A 25,664-nucleotide genomic window follows, 5' to 3' on the forward strand; every position below is an offset into this window, starting at 1 on the left:
TGGTTGTTTTGCGACTTCAAGATACTGATTTTCAGTATCTTGACCAACATTTTTTCAATTTATTTTACTTCAAATAATTTCACCCAACGGGTTAATTTTAATTATCCAATAGTCCAAATTGCCATAGTTTAAGGTTGTTTTATCAGACGAAATACCTGATGCAGATGTTCCTCCCAAAAGAAAACCACCATCGACTCCTGTTATTACAGATTGCAATTCATCGTGCCATTCACCTCCAAAAGTCTTTTGCCACTCTTCTATACCACTAGAATTAAGTTTAATAATCCAAAAATCACTTTGTCCTTTTGAATCTTCTTTTTTATCTAAACTTTTATTTGAAGATGAAGTTCCTCCCAAAAGAAAACCTCCATCTTCTGTTTGAATAATACTAGTTAACATGTCACTTCCTTCACCACCAAAAGATTTTTGCCATTCTAATTCTCCTTTAAAATCTATTTTACAAATCCAATAATCATAACTACCAATATTTTTATTGGATTTATTTCCTGTCTTACCTGAAATAGAACTTCCTGCTAAAACAAAACCATTGTCAGAAGTAGATAAAATATCTGTCAAAATTTCACAATGCTTCCCTCCAAAAGATTTTTCCCAAAGCATATCTTGTGATTTCACATTATAACTCAAGAAAAAGAATAATAAAACTAACCTATTTATCATAATAGTTTGTTGTTTAAAATTGTAGAAATAATTAATAAAATTTAGTATGTCTCTAAAAACATTTTTCCATGTTATACAACCACAAAATCATTATTTTATGAAGTATTATAGAAAAAAATATCACTAAATTTCAAGCGAAATTCTAACAATTCAAACTAACCACAAAGTAAATTTTAACATTTAACCAAATGTATACCTGAGGTATAATTATTGTTAAAATTTAAATATAACCACGAGATTTGGCTTCTTTAAGAATGTTTTCATCCTCTTTAAGATTAAAGGATTGTTTTATTTTGGAGATTCTTTTTTTAATAGTGATTTCTGAAACTGACAATTCATTTGCTATTTCAGAAATTTTATAACCGATAGATAAAAAATGTAGGATTAATCTATTTTTCTCATTAATAAAAACTTCATTTTCCCATATTTCTTCTAGTTGTCTAATGACAAAATCACTTCTGAATTTATTGCCTAATAAAACTGTTTCTGTAATGTTTAAAAAAACTTTCCCGTTTACGTCAGTTTTAGTTGCAATTCCATCAGGAGAAACATTTTGAACTATATCAAACAAAACAACATTCTCTAAAATAGAGGTTAAAATTATAGTCTTACAATTTGGAAAAGTCTTTTTTATATATTTACATACATCTGCACCATTGAAAATATTTTCCTGACGATAAATAGGCATTGAGTAATCAATAATAGCTAAATCAATTTTCGTATTTAATTTTAGAGCATTATTAATTTTTAAATAGGCTTCCTCACATGAATTTGCTTCAATGTAATTAATGTTGTCCCCCAATATACTTGAAAATGAAAGTATCATCTTATAACCTTCAATTGTCATTTGATGATCTTCTGCAATAAAAATATTCAAAATTTAAAAAATTTCTAAGTTAATATTATTGTATCATTAGGGGATAACACAATAATAATAATTTTATTTGATTCACAATAAAATTTAATCAATTTTAATTTAAAAACATATAAAATAATATAATTTGAACTTCGTAAAATAATCTAAAACCCTTTTTGCGACCTTCGGGAGCAAAAACGAGATTGCCTTTGTGTTCGCAAATTCGGAGAAATTTGTGGACACAAAGGCACATCTCGATAAGTTTGACCGCTAAAGGATTTTAAGGTTTTTTAATTCTAATCAAATACAATATCACTTTTGAAGTCGTAGACAATCTTTTCTTTTAATTTAATTTTAAATTCATCATACATTTTATCATAGGCTTCTTGAGATAAATCTTCAAGCTCTGCTATTTTCTTTTCATCAACTTCATTTTCAATTAGACTCTCTAAATAAGCTTCAAATTCATCAATTGAATACATATTAAATCTATGTTCAAAGCTTTCTAATGTAGTTGTATAATAAGAAGAAATAGTTTGATGTAAGAATTCTAATTCCTTTTTTGTAAAGTCTTCTTCAATTGCTTCACAATCTTCATTTTCCTCTTCCTCAGAATCATTATAATTCACATAAGACTCAAATTCATCTATAATATCAGAAACAAATTCAGCTGCATAAAATCCAATTCCTGAATTTGTATTCCAATTGGGGAATTTCTCATCCAAGTAGCGTATTATTTCATTTAAAATTGGAGTATCAGAGTAATTCTCCATAACATTGTAATAATCTTCATGCTTTTCTCTGTTGGCTACATACTCATCCCAATAAAATCTAAAATTTTCCATGATAATGCTTTTAAAATACAACGCTAAATTTAACAAATATTTTCATACTAAAAATGAAATTATTCTAAATTATTTACCCAAATTTCTAAATCATGCATTGCCGCTGGATTGTCAAGAAAAAATTGTTTGTATTTATTAGTACAGTCATTATAACCTTTATCATAGCTTATTTTTTGAAACTTAACAGATGTTGCATTTAATTGATTTACTTGACTATAGTGCCAACTCATCAAAATATAAAGAATGGCTAATAATAGAGTTGTGTAAAGTATAGATAATAGGTATACAAATTGAACTTTGACATATTTTGAACAAAAACGCAATTCAGTATGACTATTTTCAATTTCAAAATTGATGTTATCTAGATTTTGACTTAGTATCTTCCTAATCGCCTCTAGTTCCCTTTTCAACTTTAATAAATCAGCCATATTTATTTACTATTTAATGTTGTTCTCAGTTCAATTAACGTTGATAAATTTGTGTTTGACTGATATAATAGATAACTTATGTAAATTGAATAAAAGCTTAAAAATATTATCAACCATACTTTTATGTCAAGGTACCAACTTAATTCATCTGGGGGTTTAATTTGTGACATTTCTAATTGGTGCCTTTTTAACGATTCAATATGATTGTAAACTAGTTTAATCATTTCGTTTTTGTTTACATTAGTATGATTTTGAAATTTATCTAATTCAACTTTTAGAGAATCAATATTCAATTTAGGATTGTGATTTTTCAAACTATCCATTTTTGAATTTAATGTATCTGCAACAGCAAATAAATCTTTAGTTGATTTTCTATTTTTCTCCATTTCTTCAAGTAAGATTGAGACCATATCAATCAAACCAGGTTGTTTTTTACCTGCCATGTCTAAACTTTATTTTTGGCTTTTGATTAGTTTCTATTATAGGTTTTCCAACTATATCTTTTAAGTTAATTTTTCTATTAACTTCAGAGGCTTTGAAGCTTTCTTTTGTGGCCACATTTACAAATCTGTAACCTTGAATTAATCCTTGCTTATTAACTGAAGGTTGCACTTCAACACCCATTGTTTTCATCACTAGAAAATATTCTTCCAAAGAATTATATTGTCTTTCAATAGCTTTTAAATGCTTATTGTAAATTTCATCTTTTGTAGATTTTGGAATTGTAAAACCTTCATTTTGATTGGCTTTAATTTTACGAAACATCATTTGTTTCGCCGAAAGTAGATTTCGACGCGAAGCAATACGATGAGCTGCCCATTGTGCCTTCTTACCAATAAAGTGATCATTAACCATTTTTCCTGTTTCCATATTCAAACGCCCGCAATAGATATGTATATGCTTGTGACGTTTTTCTGTGTGAACAAATGCCAGTATCTGGTGGTTATCAGCATTAATACCAAGCTCTTCCATAAATTCGACTGTCATCTTCTTAAGTTCTGAATTAGATAATTTATGACCATCATCAATTGAAGGAGATAGAACCAAACTTAACGTTTTATTTTTTGCTCTGTGGTTTAAATCTTGAATTATACTCATTTCTTCTATAATTTCTTTTGGATTTAATCCACAGAGATTGTTTCTGAGCAACTCGTAACCTTTCCTATCATTCATAATGTAATTCAATAAAGAACCACCACCAGAACATGCTTTAGCCATACCAATCATATATCTATTTTAGTTTCATTAAGTGTTCTCTAATTATTCTTGAGGTTTCTAATGTTTCTTTTTTTAATCCTTCTACATCTCCCAGCTTAAATAGATTACTAATTCTTGTAAAATTTGTAGAAAAATTGGCCAGTGTTTTGTATACTTCAATTTCTTCAGGACTCAATTTTGATGTCAATTTATAGCCTAAGACAAGTCTTCGCAATAATTCTGAAACAGCCATTCCGGAATCTTTTGCTTTCTTTTTAATTATGGCTTGCTCTAATTTTGATACACGAAATTTTATTATTTGTTGTTTCATAAATATTCTCTTTATTCCCTTAAGTTAAAATTGGAATTGAAAAAGTTATTAAAATCTTCTACTAGTACCATTAAGCTCTATAAGATTAAACATAGAAACAAATCTATCTCTAACTCTCGATCCATATCGTTTCTCGATTTGTATTAATGATAAATTTGTAGTAATAAAGGTTTTTGTGTTTTTTGCAATAAACTCATCATAACGGTTCTCAAGAATTCTAATAAAAATATCCTCTTTAGAACCCCAAACATGGATATTATTTGCTTCGTTTTCACTTCCTAAATCATCAAAACAAAAAGTACCAATTGAGTAATTTTCAATTATTGAATCCTTATTTTTCTCAACATTAAATTTTTCAACCACTTTTTTTGTTTCTACAATAGGGAACCAAAGGCTTTGTAATCCATAAATTTTTGATATCATTTGAATGATTTTAAAACTGGATGATTTTCCTGTACCAGGATTACCAATTACTAACAATCCTTTTCTCAGTTCACCACGATGTATAGTTTCAAATTCAATATCTCTAGAAAAATATTTACATAACAAATTCAAATAATTTTGATTGTTTTCATCAATTGTAAAATCACGATTTTCTCTGCTATAATATTCTTTAGCTACTTTAATGTAAAGTCTTTTCATTTCGTCGGTATTCATAATTTTTCTTTCTTTTTTGTCCGCAACTTTTTTTCTTTCTTTTATACTCATCAGAAAATGATTGAGTACTATTTCCATAGATGCAAGTTTTGTTCTCATTCTATAAATTTTTCACGTGAATTATTACTTTTTTCTTTAAAGAAAATATTAGATTTACTATTAATATTTTTTTTATTATCTTTTAGAAAAACATCAATAGATATATTTATGTCTTTAACAATACCGCTTCCTTTAATCTCTAAATACCTATTTAGAATTTGTTTAGTACCTTCTTTATAGATAATTTTTGATTCAATGTATCCAAGTTTTACTAATGAATTAATCCATAAACTGACTGTTTCAGTTCTTACTTCAAATAAATCTGCAAAATATCTATTTGTGGCCCAACAGAATCCGTATTGGGAGGACAATGCTGTAATTTCACTATAAAGCAACTTTGCGCTAGGTTTTAATCTTTTATCATATCTAACGGTTGATGTCAAATAAGAATAATATGAAGGTTTTATGCTCATAATTTAAATTGTTTTTAATTAATTTCACTACATTTACATTTATAGGATAGATGCAACAAAAAAAGACCTAAGTAGAACAAATGTTCTAATTAGATCTTTAGTCATTGATTAAATGAGGGTTTTTTAAAGCAAGGTTTGTCAATTGAGATTTACTAAATATCGGAAATCTCCCTAATTGGAAATATGGAATTTTACCTTGCTTTTTCCAAGCAATTATTGTTTGTTCAGTTCTACCAAAAAGTTCTGCAACTTGTCTTTGATTTAACCTGTCATCTGATTCTGGAATGATAATTTTAGAATCATTTTCGGTGTGTTTTTTCTGTAATGCCATTTTAACTTATTTTATTTGGTTAACATTGGCAAAACTATATCAGAATCAAATAAAGCTTTTTACATAAGGCTACATAAAACTATTCTTCAGGGTTCAAAAATTTATTTACATTCAACCTAACCAAATCAGGTACAGCAAAATCAACATCAATTTCAAATCTTGAATAAAAAATATCATTTAAACTACTTTCAGACATTCCTTCAATTTTATTAAAAAAGTTAGACAGAAGATATTTAAGTTTATTAGCAGCTTTACTAAATAAATTAATATTTAAATAAAAAAGGAATGCTTTAAATTTATTTCTATTAAATTCATCACTTAAAACCCTATTGAGTTTAATTTGAACATTTTTAATATCAATTAAATCATAAGACGGATAAGCTTCCATTAATACAGAAATAAAAATCTTAATATCTTTTTTTGTTACTTCACTACTCAATTCTTCAAAAAAAATATACAATGAATCCTCAAACAAGTCCATGTTCTTTATATTTTTTTTCTTCAATATCATTTTCAAATCATGTACAATATTTCTTTGTTTAAAAAAATCAGTATAGTCTAAGATCTCTAGAATTTCCTTTTTTGTAATGTGTTTTTTACTATCATATATAAGATTTATCTTCTTTTCTTCATAGTTTATAATTGGAATAAATTCTAATTTCAGTCTGTCAAAAAAAATTCGATTAACTTCAAAATATTCTGCTTCAAATGATTCTAAATTTCTGTTCTGAATATTATGCCTTACTGCATTCTTAAATTTATTTAAAGCTGTTTTTTTTTCATATCTAAAAAAGAATGAATAAGCAGAATTAATAGGAACATTTACATTTTGTTCAGTCTCATAATAACTTAAAACTTTTGGAGGTATAAGTTTATCAAATAAATTTTTACTAATTCGAATGTAAACATTATTAAAAAGACAAGATTTAGCTAATCTTTGCAGCTCAACTATTTCTCCAATTATAAAAGCAATGAAATCAGCAGTATTATGCTCAAGTCTTGAATTATCAATTTTGTCAAATATCTCAACTTCTTTTTTTTGATACCATCGATATTCTTCCTCAAAAATTAAATTCTCAATAATTTTTTTCTTGTCTTTATCATGAATACTTCCTATTAAATTATCTAGTTGACTATATTTTAGATTATTAACTATGTCATATTTAATATTATCAAGTATTGAATCCGTTAATTCTAATGAATTTATATTATCTAAAATAACTAAAAAATGAGGAATTATTTTTTTGTATTTAACTTCTTCAATCTTTTTGTCCTTAAAAAAAATTTCTTTAAAGTTTTGTCTAATAAAAAATAGTGCATTCATATCTAAAATATTTAAAAGTTTTCATCCCAAGTTCTCTTCATTTCCTGCTGTTTTAAAGCATTTGTTAATTTCACATACTTTTTAAACGATCTTTCTGAAGAGTGATTAGTAAAATCTCTCAAAACTCTTTCATTCATCCCCATTAATAATGAATTTGTTACGAAAGTCTTTCTCGATACATGACAAGTTATAAGTTCATATTTTTTATATGTTTCTTCTTTTCGCTTTGAACCTATATATCTTGTTATAGTAGTATTTTTATCAATCCCAACAATCTTGCAGCATTCTTTTATGTAATCATTTAATTTCTGAGATGAAAACTTTGGAACTGGTTGATGTATTGTATCTCTATACTTATCCAATATAGCTTTTGAATATTTATTCAATTCAACTCTATGACTAATGGTCTTGGTTTTAATTATGTTTAATTCAATAAAACTCTCGCTAATATTAGCATTATGAAGGTTATAAATGTCGGAATATCTTAATCCTGTAAAGCATCCAAAACAGAAGAAATCTCTGGCCCTTGAGAGCTTGTTATTCTCAAAAGGGTATTCAAACAAACTTATCAACTCATCCTTTTCAAGATAAATAACCTCAATCTCATTTTCTACATGCTTAATTTTTTTAAACTCCAGATTATTATGTAAACCTCGATTGAATGCCCAGTTCATGAAAGTCTTTATAATGCTTATTAATTTGCCATAATAATTATTCAGTGTCTTTCTTTCTTCAAAGGCATAATCCATGAACTCTTCCTCAAAATTTAAATTGATGGTATCAAAACGGATAGGATATTTGGTTGCTTGAGCAAAATCAATTAAAAAATTTCTCAAAGTAATATATCGCTTAATAGTTCCTTCAGTTTTGGTGTGTTTGGAAGCTTTTACAAAGTCGTCAAATGCTTCAAAAAAATCAATTCCAACAGAGACTTCATCTTTACCAAATTTCTCTAGGAATATTTTTTCAGAAAACTCTATATCATTGAATTTAAAAAAGTTAAAAATCTTCTCTACCTTATCCTTAGTATTTTGAATCTCCTTGTTTGAATCTAGATACTCGTCATAATATTGGTGTTTCTTATGGTTTTTAATATATCCGTTTTTTGAGTCCCAATCTTCCAATAAAGTTTTCACATTAGGTAGATTTTTCCGAATTTTAATTTTATTAGAAGTTATGACTATTCTGACTGGAATGAGTCCGTTCTTATTTACCTTATCCTTTCTAAGTTCAAACAAATAGTTCATATTAAAATTCATTATAATCAATTACACTAGGGGAGCAAAAGGGGGATTATTTTAATATTAAAATCAGTTAAAACTAATTAAAATTTAATCTTATAACCCTTTATTTTTCAAATATAATGAATTATTATGAATTAAAAACAGTTTAAAAAAAGAGGAACTCCCTCCTTGGTCACTTTTGTTACAATTTATTCTCAATCCTATCCCCTATATTATATTTGTTTAACCAAATTTAGACTATCGTTAAACATTTTTACCAAAATACTTTTTTTGTTCACTTTTTTTATTACTTTTGTTAAACAAAATGAAATGAGAGATGAACAACGTTAAAAATGTTTTCAGTATCAAAGATTTAGAAAATCTTTCAGGAATAAAAGCACACACGATTCGTATCTGGGAAAAACGCTATAATGTATTAGAGCCTATGCGTTCAGATACTAACATTCGTTCGTATGATATTAAGAATTTACAAAAGCTTTTAAATATCGTATTACTTCACAATTACGGCTATAAAATTTCAAAAATAGGCACGCTTAATCAGGAGCAAATTAACAAGTTAGCCAACGACATTATTTCCGAAAAAAGTGCAAAAAATCACGCCATTAGTACTTTCAAAATGGCAATGATGAATTTTGATCAATCTTTGTTTTTTAATACATACAATCAATTACTAAGTGAAAAATCATTTCGTGAAGTATTTTATACCGTTTTCATACCGCTGATGCAAGAAATTGGATTTCTTTGGCAAACCGAGACCATTTCTCCAGCACACGAACATTTCATTAGTTATTTAATCAAACAAAAACTTTTAATAAATACAGAAAAAGTACAAATACTAGAACCAACTAAAACAGACAAAGTTTTTGTGTTATTTCTTCCACTAAATGAAGTTCATGAACTTGGTTTGATGTACTTGAATTACGAAATACTTTTAAAAGGCTACCAAACCATCTATCTTGGAGAAAGTATTCCAACTGACAGCTTGTTAGATTTAATTAATTCGTATGAAAAAATATCTTTTGTTAGTTATTTAACCGTTGAACCAAATCAGGAAGAAATTGACAATTATATAATTGATATTCAAGCGAAACTAATTGAAAACACCAATCATGAATTGTTATTATTAGGTAGAATGACGCAATCCATATCATCCAAAGTCATCAAAAATAACGTACATGTATTTGATAGTATAGAAGAACTTTCAAATACTTTGTAAAAAGATTTGTTTTGTTTAACTTTTTTACTATTTTTGTTAAACAAAATAAAAACAAGTGAGTAAAAACATCGCCATAATCGGTTCAGGATTTTCTTCGTTAGCTGCAGCTTGCTATTTAGCAAAACAAGGTAACGATGTGACTGTTTACGAAAAAAATAGTACCATAGGAGGAAGAGCTCGTCAACTTAAAAAGGAAGGCTTTACATTCGATATTGGCCCAACATGGTATTGGATGCCCGATGTATTCGAGCGTTTCTTTGCTGACTTTGACAAAAAACCTTCAGATTATTACGAGTTAATTAAGCTTTCCCCAGCCTACCAAGTCTATTTTGGACATTTGGATTTTGTTACTATTGCCGATAACTTACCAGAAATTGTAAAAACTTTCGAATCTATCGAGAAAGGAAGCGGAAAGCAATTAGAGCAATTCATGGCGGAAGCTAAAAGCAATTATGATATCGCTATTAAAGATTTGGTATATCGTCCAGGTGAATCGCCTTTGGAATTGATTACTTTAGAAACAGCCAAAAAAGTGAATCAATTTTTCAGTAACATTAAAAAAGATGTTCGAAAACGATTCAAAAACATGAAATTGGTTCAAATTTTAGAGTTTCCCGTTTTATTTTTGGGAGCAAAACCAAGCGATACGCCTTCTTTTTACAATTTCATGAATTTTGCTGATTTTGGCTTGGGAACATGGCATCCAAAAAACGGAATGTATTCGGTAATCTTAGCTATGGAAACATTGGCTAAAGAGTTAGGTGTTAAAATCGAAACCAATGCTAATGTTCAAAAAATTGATGTTACCAACGGAAAAGCGACTGGCTTATTGGTAAAAGACAAAATTATTACAGCTGATATTGTTCTAAGTGGCGCCGATTATCACCATTCAGAAACCTTATTGGATGAGAAATATCGTCAGTATTCTGAGAAATATTGGGAAAACAAAACGTTTGCTCCATCTTCGCTACTATTTTATGTTGGGTTTAATAAAAAAATTGAAAACGTAGAACATCATTCTTTATTCTTTGATGTTGATTTCGATATTCACGCCGAAGCTATTTATGATAATCCAAAATGGCCTGAAGAACCTTTGTTTTACGCAAGTTTTCCATCAAAAACCGATGAAAATTCAGCTCCAGAAGGAAAAGAAGCAGGAATATTTCTGATTCCATTAGCACCAGGATTAGAAGATACTCTGGAGCTAAGAGAACTTTATTTTGAAAAAATAATAACACGATTAGAACAGCTAACTAATCAAAGTGTGAAAAATAATATTATCTTTAAAGAATCGTTTTGTGTAAATGATTTTGTTAAAGAATATAATTCGTACAAAGGGAATGCGTATGGTATGGCCAATACCTTATTGCAAACCGCTTTTTTAAGACCTAAATTGAAAAGTAAAAAAGTACAAAATTTGTATTTTACTGGACAGTTAACCGTACCAGGACCGGGAGTTCCACCGTCCTTAATTTCAGGAAAATTAGTTGCCGATTTAATAAAAAAGTATCAATAGTATGAAGTCCATTTTTGATAACGTTTCATTTGATTGTAGCGTAAAAGTTACTAAAGCGTACAGTACGTCATTTTCATCTGCTGTAAAAATGTTAGCGCCTAGTATCCGACAAGACATCTATAACATTTACGGTTTTGTTCGCTTTGCGGATGAAATTGTAGATACTTTTCACGATTACGATAAAGAAGCCTTGTTTTCTCAGTTTGAAAATGAATTAAGTTTAGCGCTATCGCAAAGAATTAGCTTAAATCCAATTTTAAATTCATTTCAACATACTGTGAATAAATATAATATTCCACGAGAAATGATTGATGCTTTTATGAAAAGTATGAAATTAGATTTGAGTAAAAGCGAATACAAAACTACAGAAGAATATCAAGAATATATTTATGGTTCAGCCGATGTTGTGGGATTAATGTGCTTGAAAGTTTTCGTAAACGGAAATGATGAAAAGTACAATGCATTAAAAGATTCAGCTATGCGTTTAGGTTCGGCTTTTCAAAAAGTGAATTTCTTAAGAGATTTAAAAGCTGATTTTGAAGAATTAAGCAGAACTTATTTCCCTAATACCGATTTGAATCATTTGGATGAAAAATCAAAACAAGAAATCATTGCTGATATTGAAAGTGATTTTGAAGCAGCTTATGAAGGAATTAAAAACTTACCTTTAGAGGCTAAATTTGGAGTTTATACAGCGTACAGATATTACAAGAAGTTATTAAAAAAACTTCAAAAAACACCTTCTTTAGAAATCAAGAATACTCGAATTCGAGTTTCTGATTATCAAAAAGTAGAATTATTGGCCAGATGTTACGTCAAATACAGATTAAATATAATATAATACTATAATTATGTGGTTACACGTTTTAGTTTTTTTTACAACTTTTTGCTTTATGGAATTTATGGCTTGGTTTAGTCACAAATACATCATGCATGGTTTTTTATGGAGTTTACACGCCGATCATCATAAAAAAGATCACGATTCGTGGTTTGAACGTAATGATGCTTTCTTTATTTTTTATGCTGTTGTGAGTATTGGTTGTTTTTTATTATGGCAGCACGATATCTTAGAAATTGGTTTAGCAATTGGATTAGGAATTTTCGCTTACGGATTGGCTTATTTCTTAGTACATGACATTTTTATTCACCAACGATTTAAGTTGTTTAGAAATGCCAACAATCGTTATGCTAAAGCTGTTAGACGTGCTCACAAAATGCATCACAAACACATAGGAAAAGAACACGGAGAATGTTTCGGAATGTTAATCGTTCCTTTGAAATACTTTAAAAACTAAAAAATCCCGCAGTTGCGGGATTTTTTTATTTCATCAATTGTTGTAAGGGTTTCAATTGCTCCATATCCACTTGTGATTTTTGGAGTAAACTCAACATATTCATGATATGTGTCGGATTCATATCGTTTCCTAAAACGCGAACTACTGCAAAACCATTTTCTTTCTTTCCAGCTAAAACAACAAACTCTTCAATGTGTTCGTCATCATTTCCAACGAAATAAATAGCGGCACCATCGTTACCAGAGCCTGCTTTCATTAATTGCTGATAACTTTCGTCTTTCAAAATGGTTTTTACTTCTTTGATTTCTTTATCATATTCAGCAGTATTTGTAGAATCAGCTCTGAAAGCTAAAATATTCATTTTTTCGAACGATTCTAATGCAGCTTTTTCTGTTTCAGACAATGCAACTTTATCGGTTTTAATGATATTGGAAGCTAAATCTAATGCAATAAACTTTGGCGATTCTGTGTTTTTTACAAAATACTTTTGAAGTGAAGGCTTATCCTCACAGCTACAGAGTAAAATCACACTTGAAACAAGTAATAGAAACTTTTTCATGGTTTATTTTTTTGAAGCTTTTTTCAAATCATCACCACCAGGTAAATTCATTTTTTCGGTTAACATAGAAATTTCATCTAAGCTAAAGTTTCCAGTTAATGATAAAACAATTGTACTAGCATCTTTCATATTAGCTCCTTCAATAAACATTAAAAGTTCTTTTACAATGTTTTCATTAGCACCTGATTTTACATAAATTTTTACATTTTTACCATCGCCATTCACACGCATCAATTCTTCTAAAGGATTTGATTTTAAGTAACTATTTACAGTCGCTTTCATATCGGCACCTAATTTTGCATTACTCGTTGTAAACACTTTTAAGTTGTCTAATTTTTTAAGTAAGTTCATGTATTGTTGCATTTCTTTATCTTTTGCATCCACTTTCACTTTACTCATCATTTCAAACATCTTCTTATTCACAATAACAGATGCTACACCTTCTTTATCTTCAAATTTATCAAAAGCGCCTTGTGCAAAAGAAACCGTTGATGCCATTAAAAATGCTATAACTACTACTAAATTTTTCATTTTTCTTATTATTTAAAAATTGTTTTTTTTGTTTTTTCGTATTCTTCTAAATATACTACACTTTCCATGCCAATGTTAACTTGTTCTGAAACCATCAACAAAGCTTTTTGTGTGGCGGCAAAGGCTTCTTCTGGATTATCATACGTTCCTAAATCTTCATGTTTAGGTTCGGAAGGATAAAAATAGAAGGTTGCCAATCCAAAAAGCACTACAAAACTTGCTGCGATGCCTATCCATTTTACAGTACTTTGTTTTCTAGGTTGTAATGGAAGTTTTTGCTCGAATTGCGTTCCTTTTTGTGTTTCAAAGTAACCAAATAGTGATTGATATTTTACCAAATGTGGCACCACATCGTTGGAAGAAAAATAGGCCTTTAATTGTTTTTCTTCTGCTATTGTAGTTTCTCCTTGAAAGTATTTTTCCAATAATTGTTCAACTAACTTGAGTTCCATAATTATGTGTTTTTTCAATTTGTTCTCTTAAGGTTTTTCGTGCTCTTGATAAAGCTACTCGAACCGCTGTTTCATTCATTTCTAATACTTGAGCAATTTCCGAAAATTCGTATTCTTCAATTTCTCTTAGTTGTAATATCAATCGTTGTTGTTCGGGTAAATCGTTCATTAACTTTTCTGCCCATTGTAACGTATTTTGATGCTCTATTTGCGTTTCTACACTCGCTTGCTTATCTTGATAATTGTTATGAACAATTTGCAAATTTGTTGCTCTTTTACTTTTGAGTTGATCCAAACAATAATTCTTAGTCATCGTCATTGCTAAAGCTTCTACACTATTGTATTGTTCTAAAGCACTATTTTTATTCCACAACCTCACTAAAACCTCCTGAGTGGCATCTTCTGCTTCTTCGGTACTTACGAGCATTCGCTTCGCTAAACGAAATAACTTATCCTTAAAAGGAGTGATTATTTGTACAAACTCGTTTTGGTTCATAGTAATGGGTTGGTTTATAATGAAGACGAATATAATTTAATTTTGTTACAAATAAAAAAAAGGTTTTGGCAAAAAACTACCAAAACCTTTTAAAATCAAATAATTAAACTTTAGTTAAAACATGAAATTCAAACCTAATTTATAATTTCTTCCTCTTGTATTATAACCAATTACTTCTTGGAAATCTTCGTTTAAAATATTGGTTACAGTTCCAAAAATATGCAAACGCTTTGGTAATAATTCATATGAAATATTCGAATTAACCAACTGATAAGCAGCTAAATTAACAGCCTGTGTTGCCCAAATATTCATATCATAAAAAGCATCGCTTCTATGATCTACATATTGATAATTGATTCCGAAAGTTCCTCTTTTGAATTTGTAATTCAAATCGACATTTCCTTTGTGTTTTGGAATTAATCGGTTTAATTGCTCTTCAACTTGAGTAAACGTATAATTTCCTCCAATATTGAATCTTTCAGATAATGTATAACGAACACTTGTTTCTACTCCTTTTGCATTGTATGTTTCATCAATATTGATGTAATTTGATGTAAAGCCAAAAGTATTTTCTTCTTCTCTATAAAAACCAACCGCATTTATCGTTAATTTTTTATTCAATAATTGCGATTCAAAACCAAATTCTGCCGTAGCATTTTCTTCTGGAGTTAAATCTAAATTCCCGTAAGGACCATATAATTGGTATAAACTTGGAGTGATGAAAGCTGTACTATACGAAGCTAATACTTTTAATGGTAGATTTTCAAATGAATAACTCGGATTAAAATTATAAACTACTTGATTTCCGTATTCGCTGTGTGTATTGAAACGAGCTCCAGCGTTAATGTTTAACCCAAAATCAGAATTAAAAACCAAAGTTGCATACGGATCTAATAAGTTGAATTTAGCATTTTCTTTGATAACATCTACTACTCCATTCGTGTTTTGCGTCATATCAAAATACTGATATTGTGCACCTAAAACTAAATATACTTGTTTGCTGAAATTGTATTTATTGAAAGCATCAATCGATGCACTTCTACCCGAATAATTGTAATTATCAATGGTTCCCGACCACGAATTTGAAATATTTAAAACTCTATCAATAGTTGAAGCACCTGCATTTATAGCAAATTCTCCTTTATTGTATTTGTATTTTGGTAAGAATCCGATTCTGAACTGTTCTGAAAAACTATTGTTGTTTAAATCATCTGCATTAGCGATAATTCCGTCAAACGAATTGTCAAATGTGTTTTTGATTCGGTCATAATTCCCAAAAAACTCAAAACTTAATTTATCGTTTGCTTTAAAACCAATTTTCTGCAACACATTCACTCTCGAAAACCTATCTTCTTCAAAATTTTCTCCAGCAGCTTCCGACATACCTTTGGTTTCGGTGCTGTTTAAAGTCGTCATGTAGGAAACTTTATTAATCGTTCCGTTTACCGATAATCCTTGATTGAAATCTTGTGCACTTGTTTTTGAAGTTTCCGAAGTGTTTTGCGTTCCCATATTGATGTACGCATTTCCAGAAATTTCCTTTTTAGCTGATTTTTTCAACGTAATATTGATAACTCCTGTTGCCGCTCCAGTTCCGTATAACGTACTCGAAGCTCCTTTCATGACTTCAATTTTCTCGATTTGTTCTACTGGAATTAAACGCAAATCGTATTCGATATTAATTCCTGAAGCATCAGAAACCGGAACACCATCAATATAGATCGCTACTTGACGATTACGGCCTCCACGAATGTAATAGCCTAAATTTTTTCCATTAAACGATTGATTTCCGTTAATTTCCACTCCGGCAACCTGACTCAAAACATTAGCTAAATTTTGACCTTTTTTAGCTTCTAAGTCTTGAGCGGTAATCACTTCAATAATTTTACCTGATTTTTCTTTACTTTGCGCAAATTTTGTGTCCGAAATAACAACTTCTTTTAAGTTGTTAACTTTTAGCGTATCTGATTCTTGAGCATACGCAAAAGCAGTTGCTAGTGTAAATACACTTAAGCCAATAAACTTTTTGTTCATTTTAAGGTTAATAAAATTTAATAAATTGGGGAGAAAAGCACAGAATTTACCCATACTCAAACTTTTTTTCCCGAAAGTTTGTTACTCAATGAATGTGGCAGGTCTCCTGGCTTGCGTCTTGTTATCAACCTTCCCATCGAAAGTTAGAAATTAGAAGTTAGAAGTTAGAAATTTTCTAAATTCAGAATTCTTAATTCTAAATTAACAACAGTGGTAATGTAGATAATAACAAGCTTTATAGCTTACAGTTGCGGGTACAGCTTAGGTCTTACACCTAATTCCCTTTTAATGTTGTTTTGAAAAATTCAGAAACAACAACCAAAATTCGGGTGCAAATTTACATTAATTTTAATAGAATGCAATTTTTAAAAAACATTCTACAACAAATAACAATTTACTTCTTCTTATTCATCTTACGCCACAACCAAATAAAGCCAATTACAAAATGCGCCAAAATAATTGTTGCTACTGCATAAATGAAAGCGTTTGAATCTGTTCTCATGTTCTTTTTTTTGGCAAATTTAGTGGTTTTTGATAAATCGTTTGGCATCATTTGTTACATATAATCTGTTTTTGAATGTAAAGTACTACTTTTGCAAAAAACAATTCTATGCGTCATTATTTCTTTTTAGTCGTTTTATTTTTGGGTTTTATCCAGTGTAAAGAATCAGAAAACTCAGCAAATCTGAATACTTCTGCACAAAATAGTATTCAACATGCAGAAGGATTTTCTATTGAAAAATACGATGGTTTTTCGGTTGTAAAAGTTTCTAACGCTTATCCTGAAGCTAAAGATAATTACACTTATGTACTTCATAAAAAAGGAGTTCAAATTCCAGATAGTTTGCAACAATTTACTACGATCGAAGTCCCAATCAAAAAAGTAATCGTTACTTCAACAACGCACATTCCTGCTTTGGAATCTTTAGGAGTAGAAAATACTTTAATTGGTTTTCCTACAACAGAATATATCTCATCTGAAAAAACAAGAGCTTTAATCGATGCCGGAAAAGTGCGCGATTTAGGTTCTAATCAAGGATTAAATACCGAAGTTATTTTAGACATTCAACCTGATGTAATCGTAGGATTTAGTGTTGATGGCGATTTGAAAACTTACAAAAATCTAGAAAAAAACGGTCAAAAAATCATCTTCAATGGCGATTGGACCGAAAAAACGCCTTTGGGAAAAGCCGAATGGATTAAGTTTTTCGGCGCACTCTATGATTTAGACGAAAAAGCAACTGAAATTTTCAATTCGATTGAGAAAGAATACAATTCCGTATTAGATTTAGCGAAAAAAGCGAAAACCCAACCAACCATTTTTGCAGGTGCTATCTACGAAGACCAATGGTTTTTACCACAAGGCGATAGTTGGGCAGCCTATTTTTTAAAAGAAGCCAACGGAAATTATCTATGGAAAGATTCCAAAGGAACTGGAAGTTTAGCCTTGTCCTTTGAAAGTGTTTTAGACAAAGCCAAAGATGCTGATTTTTGGATTGGTCCAGGGCAATTTGGCTCTATCAAACAAATTTTAGAAAGCAACCCCAATTACATTCATTTCAAAGCCGTAAAGAACAAAAACGTCTATTCGTTTAGTACTAAAAAAGGAAAAACAGGCGGTGTTATTTATTACGAATTAGCACAAAATCGACCTGATTTGGTTTTGAAAGACATTGTAAAGATTTTACATCCTGAAGTATTACCGGATTATGAGTTGTTCTTTTTTGAGAAGTTGAAATAGACACGAATTTCACGAATTAACAGGAATTACATTTCTTTAAATTTCTCACATTTCTTTAATCTGTGTTCCAAAAATAGATTCTAAAAATGTAATTTAGCCAAAAATTCAACGCATGCCATTAACCAAAAAACAGAATCTTCTTTTTATCATCTTACTTTTAGTAATGGTGTTTTTGTTTTTGGTGAATATCAGTCTAGGTTCGGTTTCTATTCCTTTGAAAGAAGTAGTTAACGGACTTTTATCGCAAGAAATGAGTAAGGAAAGTTGGGAAATTATTCTGTGGAATTTCCGCTTTCCAAAAGCCGTAACCGCAATTTTAGTAGGAATCGGACTTTCAATGAGCGGCTTGTTGATGCAAACATTATTTCGAAATCCATTAGCTGGACCTTATGTTTTGGGATTGAGTTCGGGTGCGAGTTTGGGTGTGGCGTTTATCATTTTAGGTACAGGATTTTTACCCACCTTTATCTCATCCTTCTTTTTATCGAATTACGGATTAGTATTAGCTTCGAGTTTAGGCAGCTTTTTAGTTTTAATGGCAGTTTTATTGGTTTCCCAAAAATTAAAAGACACCATGGCAATTCTAATTGTCGGATTGATGTTTGGAAGTTTCACTGGTGCTATAGTTTCGATTTTATCCTATTTTACTTCGGCTGAAAAATTGCAGAAATTCACCTTTTGGTCCATGGGAAGTATTTCGAATTTATCCTGGAATGAAATTTCGCTTTTATCCGTTTTTGTTATAATCGGAATTGGAATTAGTTTCATGGTTATCAAACCTTTGAACGCATTACTTTTAGGAGAAAAATATGCGCAAAGTATCGGAATCAATTATAAGAAAACGCGTTTTTTAATAATCATCGCAACCAGTATTTTAGCTGGTAGCATCACCGCTTTTGCTGGTCCGATTGCTTTTATCGGTTTGGCAGTTCCGCATATGGCGAAGTTGTTGTTTCAGACGAGTAATCATTTTGTGTTATTTTGGAGTACACTATTACTTGGCGCCATTGTAATGTTGTGTTGTGATACAATTGCGCAAGTTCCAGGAAATGATATTACCTTACCAATAAATGCAATAACTTCTGTAATTGGAGCACCAGTTGTGATTTGGTTGTTAGTGAGAAAGAAACGTTTTTAGGAACACAGATTAAAGAAATATAAGAAATCAACTTAAATGAACTTTTATGTAATTTTATAAATACTTCCAACTTATATGACTTAAATGTTTAAAAATTAATCCGTGGCAATATAATAAAAATGAACCACCAAAATTTCACCATAAAAACCAACAACCTTTCGATTGGCTACAAGTCCAAATCGGAAACGATAACTATTGCTCAAAATATCAATCTTAGTTTAGAAAAAGGAAAATTGATCGCATTAATTGGTGAAAATGGAATTGGAAAATCAACATTACTAAAAACATTAACAGGTATCATTCCACCTATACAAGGCGAAGTTTCTTTACTCCATAAATCGCTTCAAAGTTATAAACCACTTGATTTAGCGCAAGAATTAAGCATCGTTCTAACCGAAAAATTACCACCAAGTAACTTAACGGTATACGAAATCATCGCCTTAGGAAGACAGCCTTACACCAATTGGTTAGGCACTTTATCCGATGAAGATACAATCAAAATTGAAGAAGCTATTTCGTTAACCGAAATCCAACATTTGATTCATAAAAAGCACGATGAAATTAGTGATGGTCAGTTACAAATTGCTTTGATTGCTCGTGCTTTGGCGCAAGATACTTCGATTATTATTTTAGACGAACCTACAACTCATTTAGATTTGGTTCACAAAGCAACTTTATTAAAACTGTTGCAAAAACTTACGCACGAAACTGGCAAAACTATCCTCTACTCTACACATGACATCGATTTAGCGATTCAAATGACTGATGAAATGATTGTGTTTACTCCAAACCAAATTGTACAAGACCAACCTTGTAATTTAATTCAAATTGGGATTTTTAATTCGTTGTTTGATACCGAACATTTGACTTTTGATGCTACTATTGGCAAATTCAAAATCAAATAATTTATCCTAATTTTACCTTTTGTTTAACGCTTCAAATTTTCAATTTTCATAATTTTACTAAAAAAAATTTATGAAGTACCTTTATTTAACCTTAATCCTAGCTACTATGAATAGCTTTGGACAATTAGTAAAAGTAGATTACGCTGATGGTAATCAAAAATTAGAAGGCTTTTTTGCTAAAGCACAAAAAGCAAATCCAAAGAAAATTGGCATAATCGTTTTACCCGCTTGGATGGGTGTTGATGCGCACTCAAAAGAATCAGCAGAAGCTTTAGCTAAATTAGGCTATCATGCTTTTGTAGCTGATATTTACGGCGTTGGAAACAATCCAAAAAACACGGGTGAAGCTGGAAAAAATGCAGGTTTCTACAAAAACAATCCTGCTGAATATCAAAAAAGAATTCAATTGGCGATTGATCAATTAGTAAAAGCCGGTGCTGATAAAAATCAAATCGCAGTAATTGGCTATTGTTTTGGTGGAACTGGCGCAATCGAAGCGGCTCGTGGGAACTTGAATGTAAAAGGAGTGGTTTCTTTTCATGGTGGTTTAGGAAAAGCGGCGAATAGTCCAACGAATGAAATTAAAGCTAAAGTTTTAGTGTTGCATGGTGCTGATGATCCTTATGTTCCTGCAAAAGAAGTGGAAGCTTTCCAAAACGAAATGCGTGAAACGAAAGCGGATTGGCAAATGAATTATTACGCAAATTCAGTTCACGCTTTTACACACAAAGATGCGGGAAGCGATAACAGCAAAGGTGCAGCTTACAATGAATTAGCCGATAAAAGAAGTTGGGAAGCGATGAAAGCGTTTTTTATGGAGATTTTTAAATAATTCCCACTATTAATATACAGAATATTAAAACAGTTATTTCACCTGAAGTAGCTGTTTTTTTTATACATCAAAACCACTCACTTCGGTAACCTCACCCGCTTTTAAATCATTCAAATGAATGTTTCCAACACGAACACGAACCAAACGCAACGTAGGAAAACCAACTGCTGAAGTCATTTTACGCACTTGACGAAATTTTCCTTCCGTTAATGTTATGGAAACCCAAGACGTTGGACCGTGGCGTTCATCTCGAATTTTTTTACCGCGCTCGCCTAAATTGGGAACAGATTCTAATTTAAAAGCTTTACATTTTTTGGTTTTGTATTTTTTGCCGTGCAAGCCGATTTCAACACCGTTTCGTAATTGCTCAACCGCCTCTTCAGTTATGATTCCATCAACTTGAGCGTAATATTCTTTTTCTACTTTTTTGCTTCGAACAATTTCGCTCATCATACCGTCGGTAGTTAACAAAAGTAATCCTTCTGAATCTTCGTCTAAACGACCAATTGCCATAGTGTTTTCGGGAAAATCGTATAATTCGCCCAACAACTTTTTCTTGCGTTTTAATTGATAAATAAACTGCGATAAATAACCGTAAGGCTTGTGAATAAGAAAGTGATGATGCATTTAGAAATTCCGTTTTGGTGTGGCGAAGATACTAAAAACTGTTGGAGTGATACAAAAAATAAGGAGGCCTTGTTTAAGACCTCCCTGTGTCGATTTTGATTTATTACGTTTTTCTGATCTACTATAACTTGAGAGGAATAAACGACTGAATCTCTTTTTAGATATGTAACTAACGATATATTCAATAACTAATCAAAATCACATGGTAAAAGTACGATATATTTTTAGTCAAGTCACTTGTTTTTAATAGTTTAACAAACAATTAGCTTTACAAATCGACGAATGAAATATTCAATCGATAAAGATACTTTTTATAAAAATTTAGAAGAGTTTTAGTAGCTAAGGTATCTTAAAATTTTATTTTTTGCTACCTTTACCATATTAAAAAAATCAATCACCATGTCACAAACCCTTTTAGTACTTGCCGCATTTATTATTGCATTAGGAATTGGAATTTTTATTGGAAAAATAATATTCGCATCCCAATCTCAATCCGAAAAATCAGGTTTAGAAGAACGAATTAACGGACTTTTGAATCAAATGGAGCAATTGAAAGTACAATTTCAAACCGAAAGAAATCAGTTTGAAAAATCGCTTGCCCAACTTTCATCCGAAAAAGAAAATCTTCAAAAAGAAAAAGAAAGTTTAGCAATTCATTTGGCTAAAAAGGAAAATGATTTTGATAATTTATTAGAACGAAACAAAGAACAAAAGCAAGAGGTAGAGCAACTTCAAGAAAAATTTACTAAAGAATTTGAAAATCTAGCTAATAAAATTCTGGAAGAAAAAACGGTTAAATTCACCGAGCAAAACAAGGAGAATTTGAAAAATATTTTGTCGCCTTTACAAGACAAAATCCAACTTTTTGAAAAGAAAGTCGAAGACACACATAAAGAAAGTATCGATTATCATGCCGCGTTACGTCAACAAATATTGGGACTTCGCGAAATGAACGAACAAATGAGCAAGGAAACCATCAATTTAACCAAAGCTTTAAAAGGCGATAGCAAAATGCAGGGAAATTGGGGTGAATTGGTTTTAGAACGCGTGTTAGAAAAATCGGGATTAGAAAAAGACAGAGAATATTTTGTACAACAAAGTCACGTTACGGAAGATGGTAATCGTGTGTTTCCCGATGTTATAATCAATCTTCCTGATGGCAAGAAAATGATTATCGATTCGAAAGTAACCTTAACCGCTTATGAACGTTACATCAATGAAGAAGATTCGGATATAAAAAATCAACATTTAAAAGAACATATTGTTTCGATAAATCGTCATGTGGAGCAATTGGGTAGCAAAAATTACCACGATTTGTACCACATGGAAAGTCCAGATTTTGTGTTGCTTTTCATTCCAATCGAATCCGCTTTTGCAGTGGCTTTAAATGAAGACACGACTTTGTATAACAAAGCTTTTGAGAAAAATATTGTGATTGTTACACCTTCTACCCTTTTGGCAACTTTACGTACGATTGACAGCATGTGGACGAACCAAAAACAACAAGAAAATGCGATTGAAATTGCGCGTCAGGCTGGAGCTTTGTATGATAAATTTGAAGGTTTTGTTTCCGATTTGATTAAAATTGGAAAGAAAATGGACGAAGCTAAAATCGAATATGGTAACGCTATGAACAAGCTGGTTGACGGAAAAGGAAACCTTATCACAAGTGTTGAAAAATTAAAAAAAATGGGAGCTAAAGCCAAAAAAGCACTTCCAGAAGCTGTTCTAAAAAGAGCTAACGAAACGGATGAAATTTCATTACTTTCTGAAAATAACAACGACTAAAAAAGAAAATTATGATACGAAAAATTGTTCTTTATATTGCTTTATCACTAACTCTAATAACGGTGGGTTACTTCAGTTTTATTTATTATATACCATATAGTGAAGGAGTCCGCTCGGGTGAATTGATTAAAATTAGCCACAAAGGTTTTGTAGTAAAAACTTGGGAGGGCGAATTGAGTCAGGGTATTTCTGGTGCTCAAATTTTTGCTTTTTCTATAATGGACAATGAAACTGCTATTATTGAACAACTCAAACAAAATCAAGGTAAAAAAGTAACTTTAGAATACGAAGAGCGCTACAAAACTTTCTTTTGGTGGGGTGATACCCGCTATTTTGTTACTAAAGTTTCACTTGAAAAATAATTTTTATGGAAATTGCTAATACTGTTGATGCATCAAAAATTACACTTTCTGAATTAATGCTACCATCCCACTCTAACTTTAGTGGAAAAATACATGGTGGCTATTTGTTGAAGCTTATGGACCAAATTGCCTTTGCTTGTGCCTCTAAATATTCGGGTTGTTATTGCGTAACGGCTTCTGTGGATACGGTTGATTTTTTGAATCCTGTGGATGTGGGCGAATTGGTAACCTTGAAAGCATCCGTAAATTATGTTGGTAAAACTTCGATGGTGGTGGGAATTCGTGTAACATCTGAACACATTCAAACTGGAATAAAAAAACATTGCAATTCGAGTTATTTTACCATGGTGGCAAAAGATGAAAACGGAAAAAATGTTCAAGTTCCCAAACTTATTTTATCCAATTTAGAAGAAGTTCGCCGCTTTTACGATAGTATTAATCGGATTGAAAACAAAAAAAGAGCCAAAGAAATTGAGACCAATTTTGATCATAAATCAAAAGAAGCGATTGATAATTTAAAAAAATATAATGTTGTAATTTCTGATAAAATGTTTTAAATTTTAATTGCAAAATCATCGGTGTTTTGAAAAAAAAGTTATATTTGTTTCAAACAATACAAACAAACTTTAACTAAATGATAAAAAAATACTCGATTTACGCTTTTATTATCAGTATCTCTCTTCTTATTTATGCTTGTTCAGACGATAATGATGAAGAATACACTCCCGTTTCACCAGTTACAGTTGACTTAACACAAGTCCCTTATCCGAAACTATCTGATTACAAATTCTTTGAAGGTGAAATGAAAAATCAAATTCCTTCTTTGGATGTTATTCCTTACGAACCAATTTCTTCCCTTTTCACAGATTACGCTCACAAAAAAAGATTTGTGTGGATGCCAAATGGTACAAAAGCGTCATATACAAGTGATGATGAAATTCTGGATTTACCTGTTGGGTCTGCTATCATAAAAACTTTTTATTATGATAATGTACAACCATCAAATACTACAAGAATAATCGAAACTAGAGTGATGATTAGAAAATCAGACGGATGGATTTTTGCTGATTACGTTTGGAATGAAGATCAAACTGAAGCCGTTCTTGATTTGAATGGAAGCACTAAAAACATCACTTTTAGAGATGACAACAATGTAACGAGAACTATTGATTATAGAATTCCAAATGAAGCCCAATGTATCGTTTGTCATAAAACAAAAAGTTATGAAGGCGGAAATTATGTTCAAAGAAATATTCCAATTGGGATTAAACCTCAAAACCTAAACAAAACATACAATTATGGTAGCGAAACTAAAAATCAATTAACCAAATGGATTGAGTTAGGCAAGCTAGATAATTTTGCGTTACCTACGGAGGCAAACACCATTGTAAATTACAATGATAACACACAACCACTTGAGAAGAGAGTTCGATCTTATTTCGATATTAATTGCGCTCATTGTCATAAAGAACATGGACATTGTGATTACAGACCTATGAGTTTTGCTTTTTCTGAAACGTATAACAACCAAACCAATATGGGCGTATGTGTGGACACTCAAGACATGCAAAATTTTGAACCTGCATTATCAAAAATCGTAACTCCAGGAAATATTTACAGATCTATGCTTTATCATAGATTAAATACCGTTGATGAAACCTACAGAATGCCTTTACATGGAAGAACAATAATCCACGAAGAAGGAATTCAACTCGTAGAAGAATGGATTAATTCATTAAATCCTTGTAACTAAACACCAAACTATAAAA

General features: G+C 30.6%; 30 protein-coding genes and 1 riboswitch. Of the genes, 12 read left to right on the forward strand and 18 right to left on the reverse strand.

Annotation, left to right across the window (positions count from 1 at the left end):
• Nucleotides 1-69: 69 nt before the first annotated feature.
• The 12 genes from BP92_RS0103175 to BP92_RS0103230 all read right to left on the reverse strand — a co-directional run bounded on the left by BP92_RS0103175 (nt 70) and on the right by BP92_RS0103230 (nt 8,406).
• The gene (locus BP92_RS0103175; RefSeq protein WP_035692836.1) at nt 70-678 is read right to left on the reverse strand and encodes a hypothetical protein; all 609 of its coding nucleotides are present in this window, start codon (nt 676-678) and stop codon (nt 70-72) included.
• Nucleotides 679-898: 220 nt separating this feature from the next.
• Nucleotides 899-1,555, reverse strand: a complete 657-nt coding sequence (locus BP92_RS0103180; protein WP_150111856.1) for a helix-turn-helix domain-containing protein — start codon at nt 1,553-1,555, stop codon at nt 899-901.
• Nucleotides 1,556-1,830: 275 nt separating this feature from the next.
• Nucleotides 1,831-2,379 (reverse strand): hypothetical protein, encoded by a 549-nt coding sequence (locus BP92_RS0103185; RefSeq protein WP_026724719.1) that lies wholly within the window; start codon nt 2,377-2,379, stop codon nt 1,831-1,833.
• A gap of 59 nt (nt 2,380-2,438) precedes the next feature.
• Nucleotides 2,439-2,807 (reverse strand): hypothetical protein, encoded by a 369-nt coding sequence (locus BP92_RS0103190; RefSeq protein WP_026724720.1) that lies wholly within the window; start codon nt 2,805-2,807, stop codon nt 2,439-2,441.
• A gap of 2 nt (nt 2,808-2,809) precedes the next feature.
• Nucleotides 2,810-3,250, reverse strand: coding sequence for a hypothetical protein (locus BP92_RS0103195; protein ID WP_026724721.1), 441 nt, complete (start codon nt 3,248-3,250; stop codon nt 2,810-2,812).
• Complete coding sequence (locus BP92_RS15715; RefSeq protein WP_051604372.1) at nt 3,240-4,034, reverse strand: relaxase/mobilization nuclease domain-containing protein; 795 nt, start codon at nt 4,032-4,034, stop codon at nt 3,240-3,242. The genes BP92_RS0103195 and BP92_RS15715 overlap by 11 nt, the downstream gene beginning before the upstream one ends.
• A gap of 4 nt (nt 4,035-4,038) precedes the next feature.
• Nucleotides 4,039-4,335, reverse strand: coding sequence for a plasmid mobilization protein (locus BP92_RS0103205; RefSeq protein ID WP_035692804.1), 297 nt, complete (start codon nt 4,333-4,335; stop codon nt 4,039-4,041).
• Nucleotides 4,336-4,383: 48 nt separating this feature from the next.
• A complete protein-coding gene (locus BP92_RS0103210; RefSeq protein WP_160169112.1) occupies nt 4,384-5,091 on the reverse strand; it encodes a P-loop NTPase family protein in 708 nt (235 codons plus the stop codon).
• On the reverse strand, nt 5,088-5,504 hold the full coding sequence (locus BP92_RS15720; RefSeq protein WP_051604373.1) for a helix-turn-helix domain-containing protein: 417 nt from the start codon (nt 5,502-5,504) through the stop codon (nt 5,088-5,090). Before BP92_RS15720 ends, BP92_RS0103210 begins: the two co-directional genes overlap by 4 nt.
• A gap of 97 nt (nt 5,505-5,601) precedes the next feature.
• Nucleotides 5,602-5,835 (reverse strand): helix-turn-helix domain-containing protein, encoded by a 234-nt coding sequence (locus BP92_RS15725; RefSeq protein WP_035692805.1) that lies wholly within the window; start codon nt 5,833-5,835, stop codon nt 5,602-5,604.
• Nucleotides 5,836-5,914: 79 nt separating this feature from the next.
• On the reverse strand, nt 5,915-7,159 hold the full coding sequence (locus tag BP92_RS0103225) for a hypothetical protein (protein ID WP_026724724.1): 1,245 nt from the start codon (nt 7,157-7,159) through the stop codon (nt 5,915-5,917).
• An 11-nt stretch (nt 7,160-7,170) separates the two neighbouring features.
• Nucleotides 7,171-8,406, reverse strand: a complete 1,236-nt coding sequence (locus BP92_RS0103230; protein WP_026724725.1) for a site-specific integrase — start codon at nt 8,404-8,406, stop codon at nt 7,171-7,173.
• Nucleotides 8,407-8,719: 313 nt separating this feature from the next.
• Between BP92_RS0103230 and BP92_RS0103235 the strand changes: the two genes are divergently transcribed.
• From BP92_RS0103235 to BP92_RS0103250, 4 genes are read left to right on the forward strand one after another with little or no spacing between them, the layout of a single operon-like run.
• Nucleotides 8,720-9,619: a MerR family transcriptional regulator gene (locus BP92_RS0103235; RefSeq protein WP_026724726.1), complete on the forward strand. Its 900-nt coding sequence runs from the start codon at nt 8,720-8,722 to the stop codon at nt 9,617-9,619.
• A gap of 55 nt (nt 9,620-9,674) precedes the next feature.
• A complete protein-coding gene (locus BP92_RS0103240) occupies nt 9,675-11,135 on the forward strand; it encodes a phytoene desaturase family protein (RefSeq protein WP_026724727.1) in 1,461 nt (486 codons plus the stop codon).
• 1 nt (nt 11,136) lies between these two features.
• Complete coding sequence (locus BP92_RS0103245; protein ID WP_026724728.1) at nt 11,137-11,976, forward strand: phytoene/squalene synthase family protein; 840 nt, start codon at nt 11,137-11,139, stop codon at nt 11,974-11,976.
• 10 nt (nt 11,977-11,986) lie between these two features.
• Nucleotides 11,987-12,430, forward strand: coding sequence for a sterol desaturase family protein (locus tag BP92_RS0103250; RefSeq protein WP_026724729.1), 444 nt, complete (start codon nt 11,987-11,989; stop codon nt 12,428-12,430).
• Between the two features lie 25 nt (nt 12,431-12,455).
• Here the strand turns inward: BP92_RS0103250 and BP92_RS0103255 are convergent, their stop codons facing one another.
• The 5 genes from BP92_RS0103255 to BP92_RS0103275 form a co-directional block, all read right to left on the reverse strand.
• The gene (locus BP92_RS0103255) at nt 12,456-12,989 is read right to left on the reverse strand and encodes a DUF4252 domain-containing protein (protein WP_026724730.1); all 534 of its coding nucleotides are present in this window, start codon (nt 12,987-12,989) and stop codon (nt 12,456-12,458) included.
• Between the two features lie 3 nt (nt 12,990-12,992).
• Nucleotides 12,993-13,520: a DUF4252 domain-containing protein gene (locus BP92_RS0103260; protein WP_026724731.1), complete on the reverse strand. Its 528-nt coding sequence runs from the start codon at nt 13,518-13,520 to the stop codon at nt 12,993-12,995.
• An 8-nt stretch (nt 13,521-13,528) separates the two neighbouring features.
• Nucleotides 13,529-13,972 carry a hypothetical protein gene (locus BP92_RS0103265; RefSeq protein WP_026724732.1) on the reverse strand — a complete coding sequence of 148 codons (444 nt, stop codon included), beginning with the start codon at nt 13,970-13,972 and terminating at the stop codon, nt 13,529-13,531.
• Complete coding sequence (locus BP92_RS0103270; RefSeq protein ID WP_026724733.1) at nt 13,953-14,468, reverse strand: RNA polymerase sigma factor; 516 nt, start codon at nt 14,466-14,468, stop codon at nt 13,953-13,955. Before BP92_RS0103270 ends, BP92_RS0103265 begins: the two co-directional genes overlap by 20 nt.
• A 114-nt stretch (nt 14,469-14,582) precedes the next feature.
• Entirely contained in the window at nt 14,583-16,502 is a 1,920-nt protein-coding gene (locus BP92_RS0103275) for a TonB-dependent receptor plug domain-containing protein (RefSeq protein WP_026724734.1), read from the reverse strand.
• Nucleotides 16,503-16,581: 79 nt separating this feature from the next.
• A riboswitch (cobalamin riboswitch) is annotated at nt 16,582-16,840 on the reverse strand.
• A gap of 272 nt (nt 16,841-17,112) precedes the next feature.
• Between BP92_RS0103275 and BP92_RS0103285 the strand changes: the two genes are divergently transcribed.
• The 4 genes from BP92_RS0103285 (at nt 17,113) to BP92_RS0103300 (ending at nt 21,118) form a co-directional block, all read left to right on the forward strand.
• Nucleotides 17,113-18,243 (forward strand): ABC transporter substrate-binding protein, encoded by a 1,131-nt coding sequence (locus tag BP92_RS0103285; RefSeq protein ID WP_026724735.1) that lies wholly within the window; start codon nt 17,113-17,115, stop codon nt 18,241-18,243.
• 112 nt (nt 18,244-18,355) lie between these two features.
• Entirely contained in the window at nt 18,356-19,381 is a 1,026-nt protein-coding gene (locus BP92_RS0103290; RefSeq protein WP_026724736.1) for a FecCD family ABC transporter permease, read from the forward strand.
• Nucleotides 19,382-19,500: 119 nt separating this feature from the next.
• On the forward strand, nt 19,501-20,286 hold the full coding sequence (locus BP92_RS0103295; protein WP_026724737.1) for an ABC transporter ATP-binding protein: 786 nt from the start codon (nt 19,501-19,503) through the stop codon (nt 20,284-20,286).
• A gap of 70 nt (nt 20,287-20,356) precedes the next feature.
• Nucleotides 20,357-21,118, forward strand: a complete 762-nt coding sequence (locus tag BP92_RS0103300) for a dienelactone hydrolase family protein (protein WP_026724738.1) — start codon at nt 20,357-20,359, stop codon at nt 21,116-21,118.
• Nucleotides 21,119-21,178: 60 nt separating this feature from the next.
• Here BP92_RS0103300 and BP92_RS0103305 read toward each other — a convergent pair whose 3' ends face one another.
• A complete protein-coding gene (locus tag BP92_RS0103305; protein ID WP_026724739.1) occupies nt 21,179-21,745 on the reverse strand; it encodes a pseudouridine synthase in 567 nt (188 codons plus the stop codon).
• Nucleotides 21,746-22,144: 399 nt separating this feature from the next.
• Between BP92_RS0103305 and rmuC the strand changes: the two genes are divergently transcribed.
• The 4 genes from rmuC to BP92_RS0103325 all read left to right on the forward strand — a co-directional run bounded on the left by rmuC (nt 22,145) and on the right by BP92_RS0103325 (nt 25,648).
• Entirely contained in the window at nt 22,145-23,533 is a 1,389-nt protein-coding gene (rmuC, locus tag BP92_RS0103310; RefSeq protein WP_026724740.1) for a DNA recombination protein RmuC, read from the forward strand.
• An 11-nt stretch (nt 23,534-23,544) separates the two neighbouring features.
• Complete coding sequence (locus BP92_RS0103315; RefSeq protein WP_150111858.1) at nt 23,545-23,895, forward strand: 6-phosphogluconate dehydrogenase; 351 nt, start codon at nt 23,545-23,547, stop codon at nt 23,893-23,895.
• 5 nt (nt 23,896-23,900) lie between these two features.
• Nucleotides 23,901-24,452 carry an acyl-CoA thioesterase gene (locus tag BP92_RS0103320; RefSeq protein ID WP_026724742.1) on the forward strand — a complete coding sequence of 184 codons (552 nt, stop codon included), beginning with the start codon at nt 23,901-23,903 and terminating at the stop codon, nt 24,450-24,452.
• A gap of 77 nt (nt 24,453-24,529) precedes the next feature.
• Nucleotides 24,530-25,648, forward strand: coding sequence for a hypothetical protein (locus BP92_RS0103325; protein WP_026724743.1), 1,119 nt, complete (start codon nt 24,530-24,532; stop codon nt 25,646-25,648).
• Nucleotides 25,649-25,664 lie beyond the last annotated feature (16 nt).

This window comes from Flavobacterium sasangense DSM 21067 (assembly GCF_000686885.1).
Taxonomy (GTDB): domain Bacteria; phylum Bacteroidota; class Bacteroidia; order Flavobacteriales; family Flavobacteriaceae; genus Flavobacterium; species Flavobacterium sasangense.

What these genes read in the sequence shown, in the direction of transcription:
- BP92_RS0103175 (WP_035692836.1), bottom strand. Translation starts at nt 678, where the DNA reads ATGATAAATAGGTTAGTTTTATTATTCTTTTTCTTGAGTTATAATGTG.
- BP92_RS0103185 (WP_026724719.1), bottom strand. Translation starts at nt 2,379, where the DNA reads ATGGAAAATTTTAGATTTTATTGGGATGAGTATGTAGCCAACAGAGAA.
- BP92_RS0103190 (WP_026724720.1), bottom strand. Translation starts at nt 2,807, where the DNA reads ATGGCTGATTTATTAAAGTTGAAAAGGGAACTAGAGGCGATTAGGAAG.
- BP92_RS0103195 (WP_026724721.1), bottom strand. Translation starts at nt 3,250, where the DNA reads ATGGCAGGTAAAAAACAACCTGGTTTGATTGATATGGTCTCAATCTTA.
- BP92_RS15715 (WP_051604372.1), bottom strand. Translation starts at nt 4,034, where the DNA reads ATGATTGGTATGGCTAAAGCATGTTCTGGTGGTGGTTCTTTATTGAAT.
- BP92_RS0103205 (WP_035692804.1), bottom strand. Translation starts at nt 4,335, where the DNA reads ATGAAACAACAAATAATAAAATTTCGTGTATCAAAATTAGAGCAAGCC.
- BP92_RS0103210 (WP_160169112.1), bottom strand. Translation starts at nt 5,091, where the DNA reads ATGAGAACAAAACTTGCATCTATGGAAATAGTACTCAATCATTTTCTG.
- BP92_RS15720 (WP_051604373.1), bottom strand. Translation starts at nt 5,504, where the DNA reads ATGAGCATAAAACCTTCATATTATTCTTATTTGACATCAACCGTTAGA.
- BP92_RS15725 (WP_035692805.1), bottom strand. Translation starts at nt 5,835, where the DNA reads ATGGCATTACAGAAAAAACACACCGAAAATGATTCTAAAATTATCATT.
- BP92_RS0103225 (WP_026724724.1), bottom strand. Translation starts at nt 7,159, where the DNA reads ATGAATGCACTATTTTTTATTAGACAAAACTTTAAAGAAATTTTTTTT.
- BP92_RS0103230 (WP_026724725.1), bottom strand. Translation starts at nt 8,406, where the DNA reads ATGAACTATTTGTTTGAACTTAGAAAGGATAAGGTAAATAAGAACGGA.
- BP92_RS0103235 (WP_026724726.1), top strand. Translation starts at nt 8,720, where the DNA reads ATGAACAACGTTAAAAATGTTTTCAGTATCAAAGATTTAGAAAATCTT.
- BP92_RS0103245 (WP_026724728.1), top strand. Translation starts at nt 11,137, where the DNA reads ATGAAGTCCATTTTTGATAACGTTTCATTTGATTGTAGCGTAAAAGTT.
- BP92_RS0103250 (WP_026724729.1), top strand. Translation starts at nt 11,987, where the DNA reads ATGTGGTTACACGTTTTAGTTTTTTTTACAACTTTTTGCTTTATGGAA.
- BP92_RS0103255 (WP_026724730.1), bottom strand. Translation starts at nt 12,989, where the DNA reads ATGAAAAAGTTTCTATTACTTGTTTCAAGTGTGATTTTACTCTGTAGC.
- BP92_RS0103260 (WP_026724731.1), bottom strand. Translation starts at nt 13,520, where the DNA reads ATGAAAAATTTAGTAGTAGTTATAGCATTTTTAATGGCATCAACGGTT.
- BP92_RS0103265 (WP_026724732.1), bottom strand. Translation starts at nt 13,972, where the DNA reads ATGGAACTCAAGTTAGTTGAACAATTATTGGAAAAATACTTTCAAGGA.
- BP92_RS0103270 (WP_026724733.1), bottom strand. Translation starts at nt 14,468, where the DNA reads ATGAACCAAAACGAGTTTGTACAAATAATCACTCCTTTTAAGGATAAG.
- BP92_RS0103275 (WP_026724734.1), bottom strand. Translation starts at nt 16,502, where the DNA reads ATGAACAAAAAGTTTATTGGCTTAAGTGTATTTACACTAGCAACTGCT.
- BP92_RS0103285 (WP_026724735.1), top strand. Translation starts at nt 17,113, where the DNA reads ATGCGTCATTATTTCTTTTTAGTCGTTTTATTTTTGGGTTTTATCCAG.
- BP92_RS0103290 (WP_026724736.1), top strand. Translation starts at nt 18,356, where the DNA reads ATGCCATTAACCAAAAAACAGAATCTTCTTTTTATCATCTTACTTTTA.
- BP92_RS0103295 (WP_026724737.1), top strand. Translation starts at nt 19,501, where the DNA reads ATGAACCACCAAAATTTCACCATAAAAACCAACAACCTTTCGATTGGC.
- BP92_RS0103300 (WP_026724738.1), top strand. Translation starts at nt 20,357, where the DNA reads ATGAAGTACCTTTATTTAACCTTAATCCTAGCTACTATGAATAGCTTT.
- BP92_RS0103305 (WP_026724739.1), bottom strand. Translation starts at nt 21,745, where the DNA reads ATGCATCATCACTTTCTTATTCACAAGCCTTACGGTTATTTATCGCAG.
- rmuC (WP_026724740.1), top strand. Translation starts at nt 22,145, where the DNA reads ATGTCACAAACCCTTTTAGTACTTGCCGCATTTATTATTGCATTAGGA.
- BP92_RS0103315 (WP_150111858.1), top strand. Translation starts at nt 23,545, where the DNA reads ATGATACGAAAAATTGTTCTTTATATTGCTTTATCACTAACTCTAATA.
- BP92_RS0103320 (WP_026724742.1), top strand. Translation starts at nt 23,901, where the DNA reads ATGGAAATTGCTAATACTGTTGATGCATCAAAAATTACACTTTCTGAA.
- BP92_RS0103325 (WP_026724743.1), top strand. Translation starts at nt 24,530, where the DNA reads ATGATAAAAAAATACTCGATTTACGCTTTTATTATCAGTATCTCTCTT.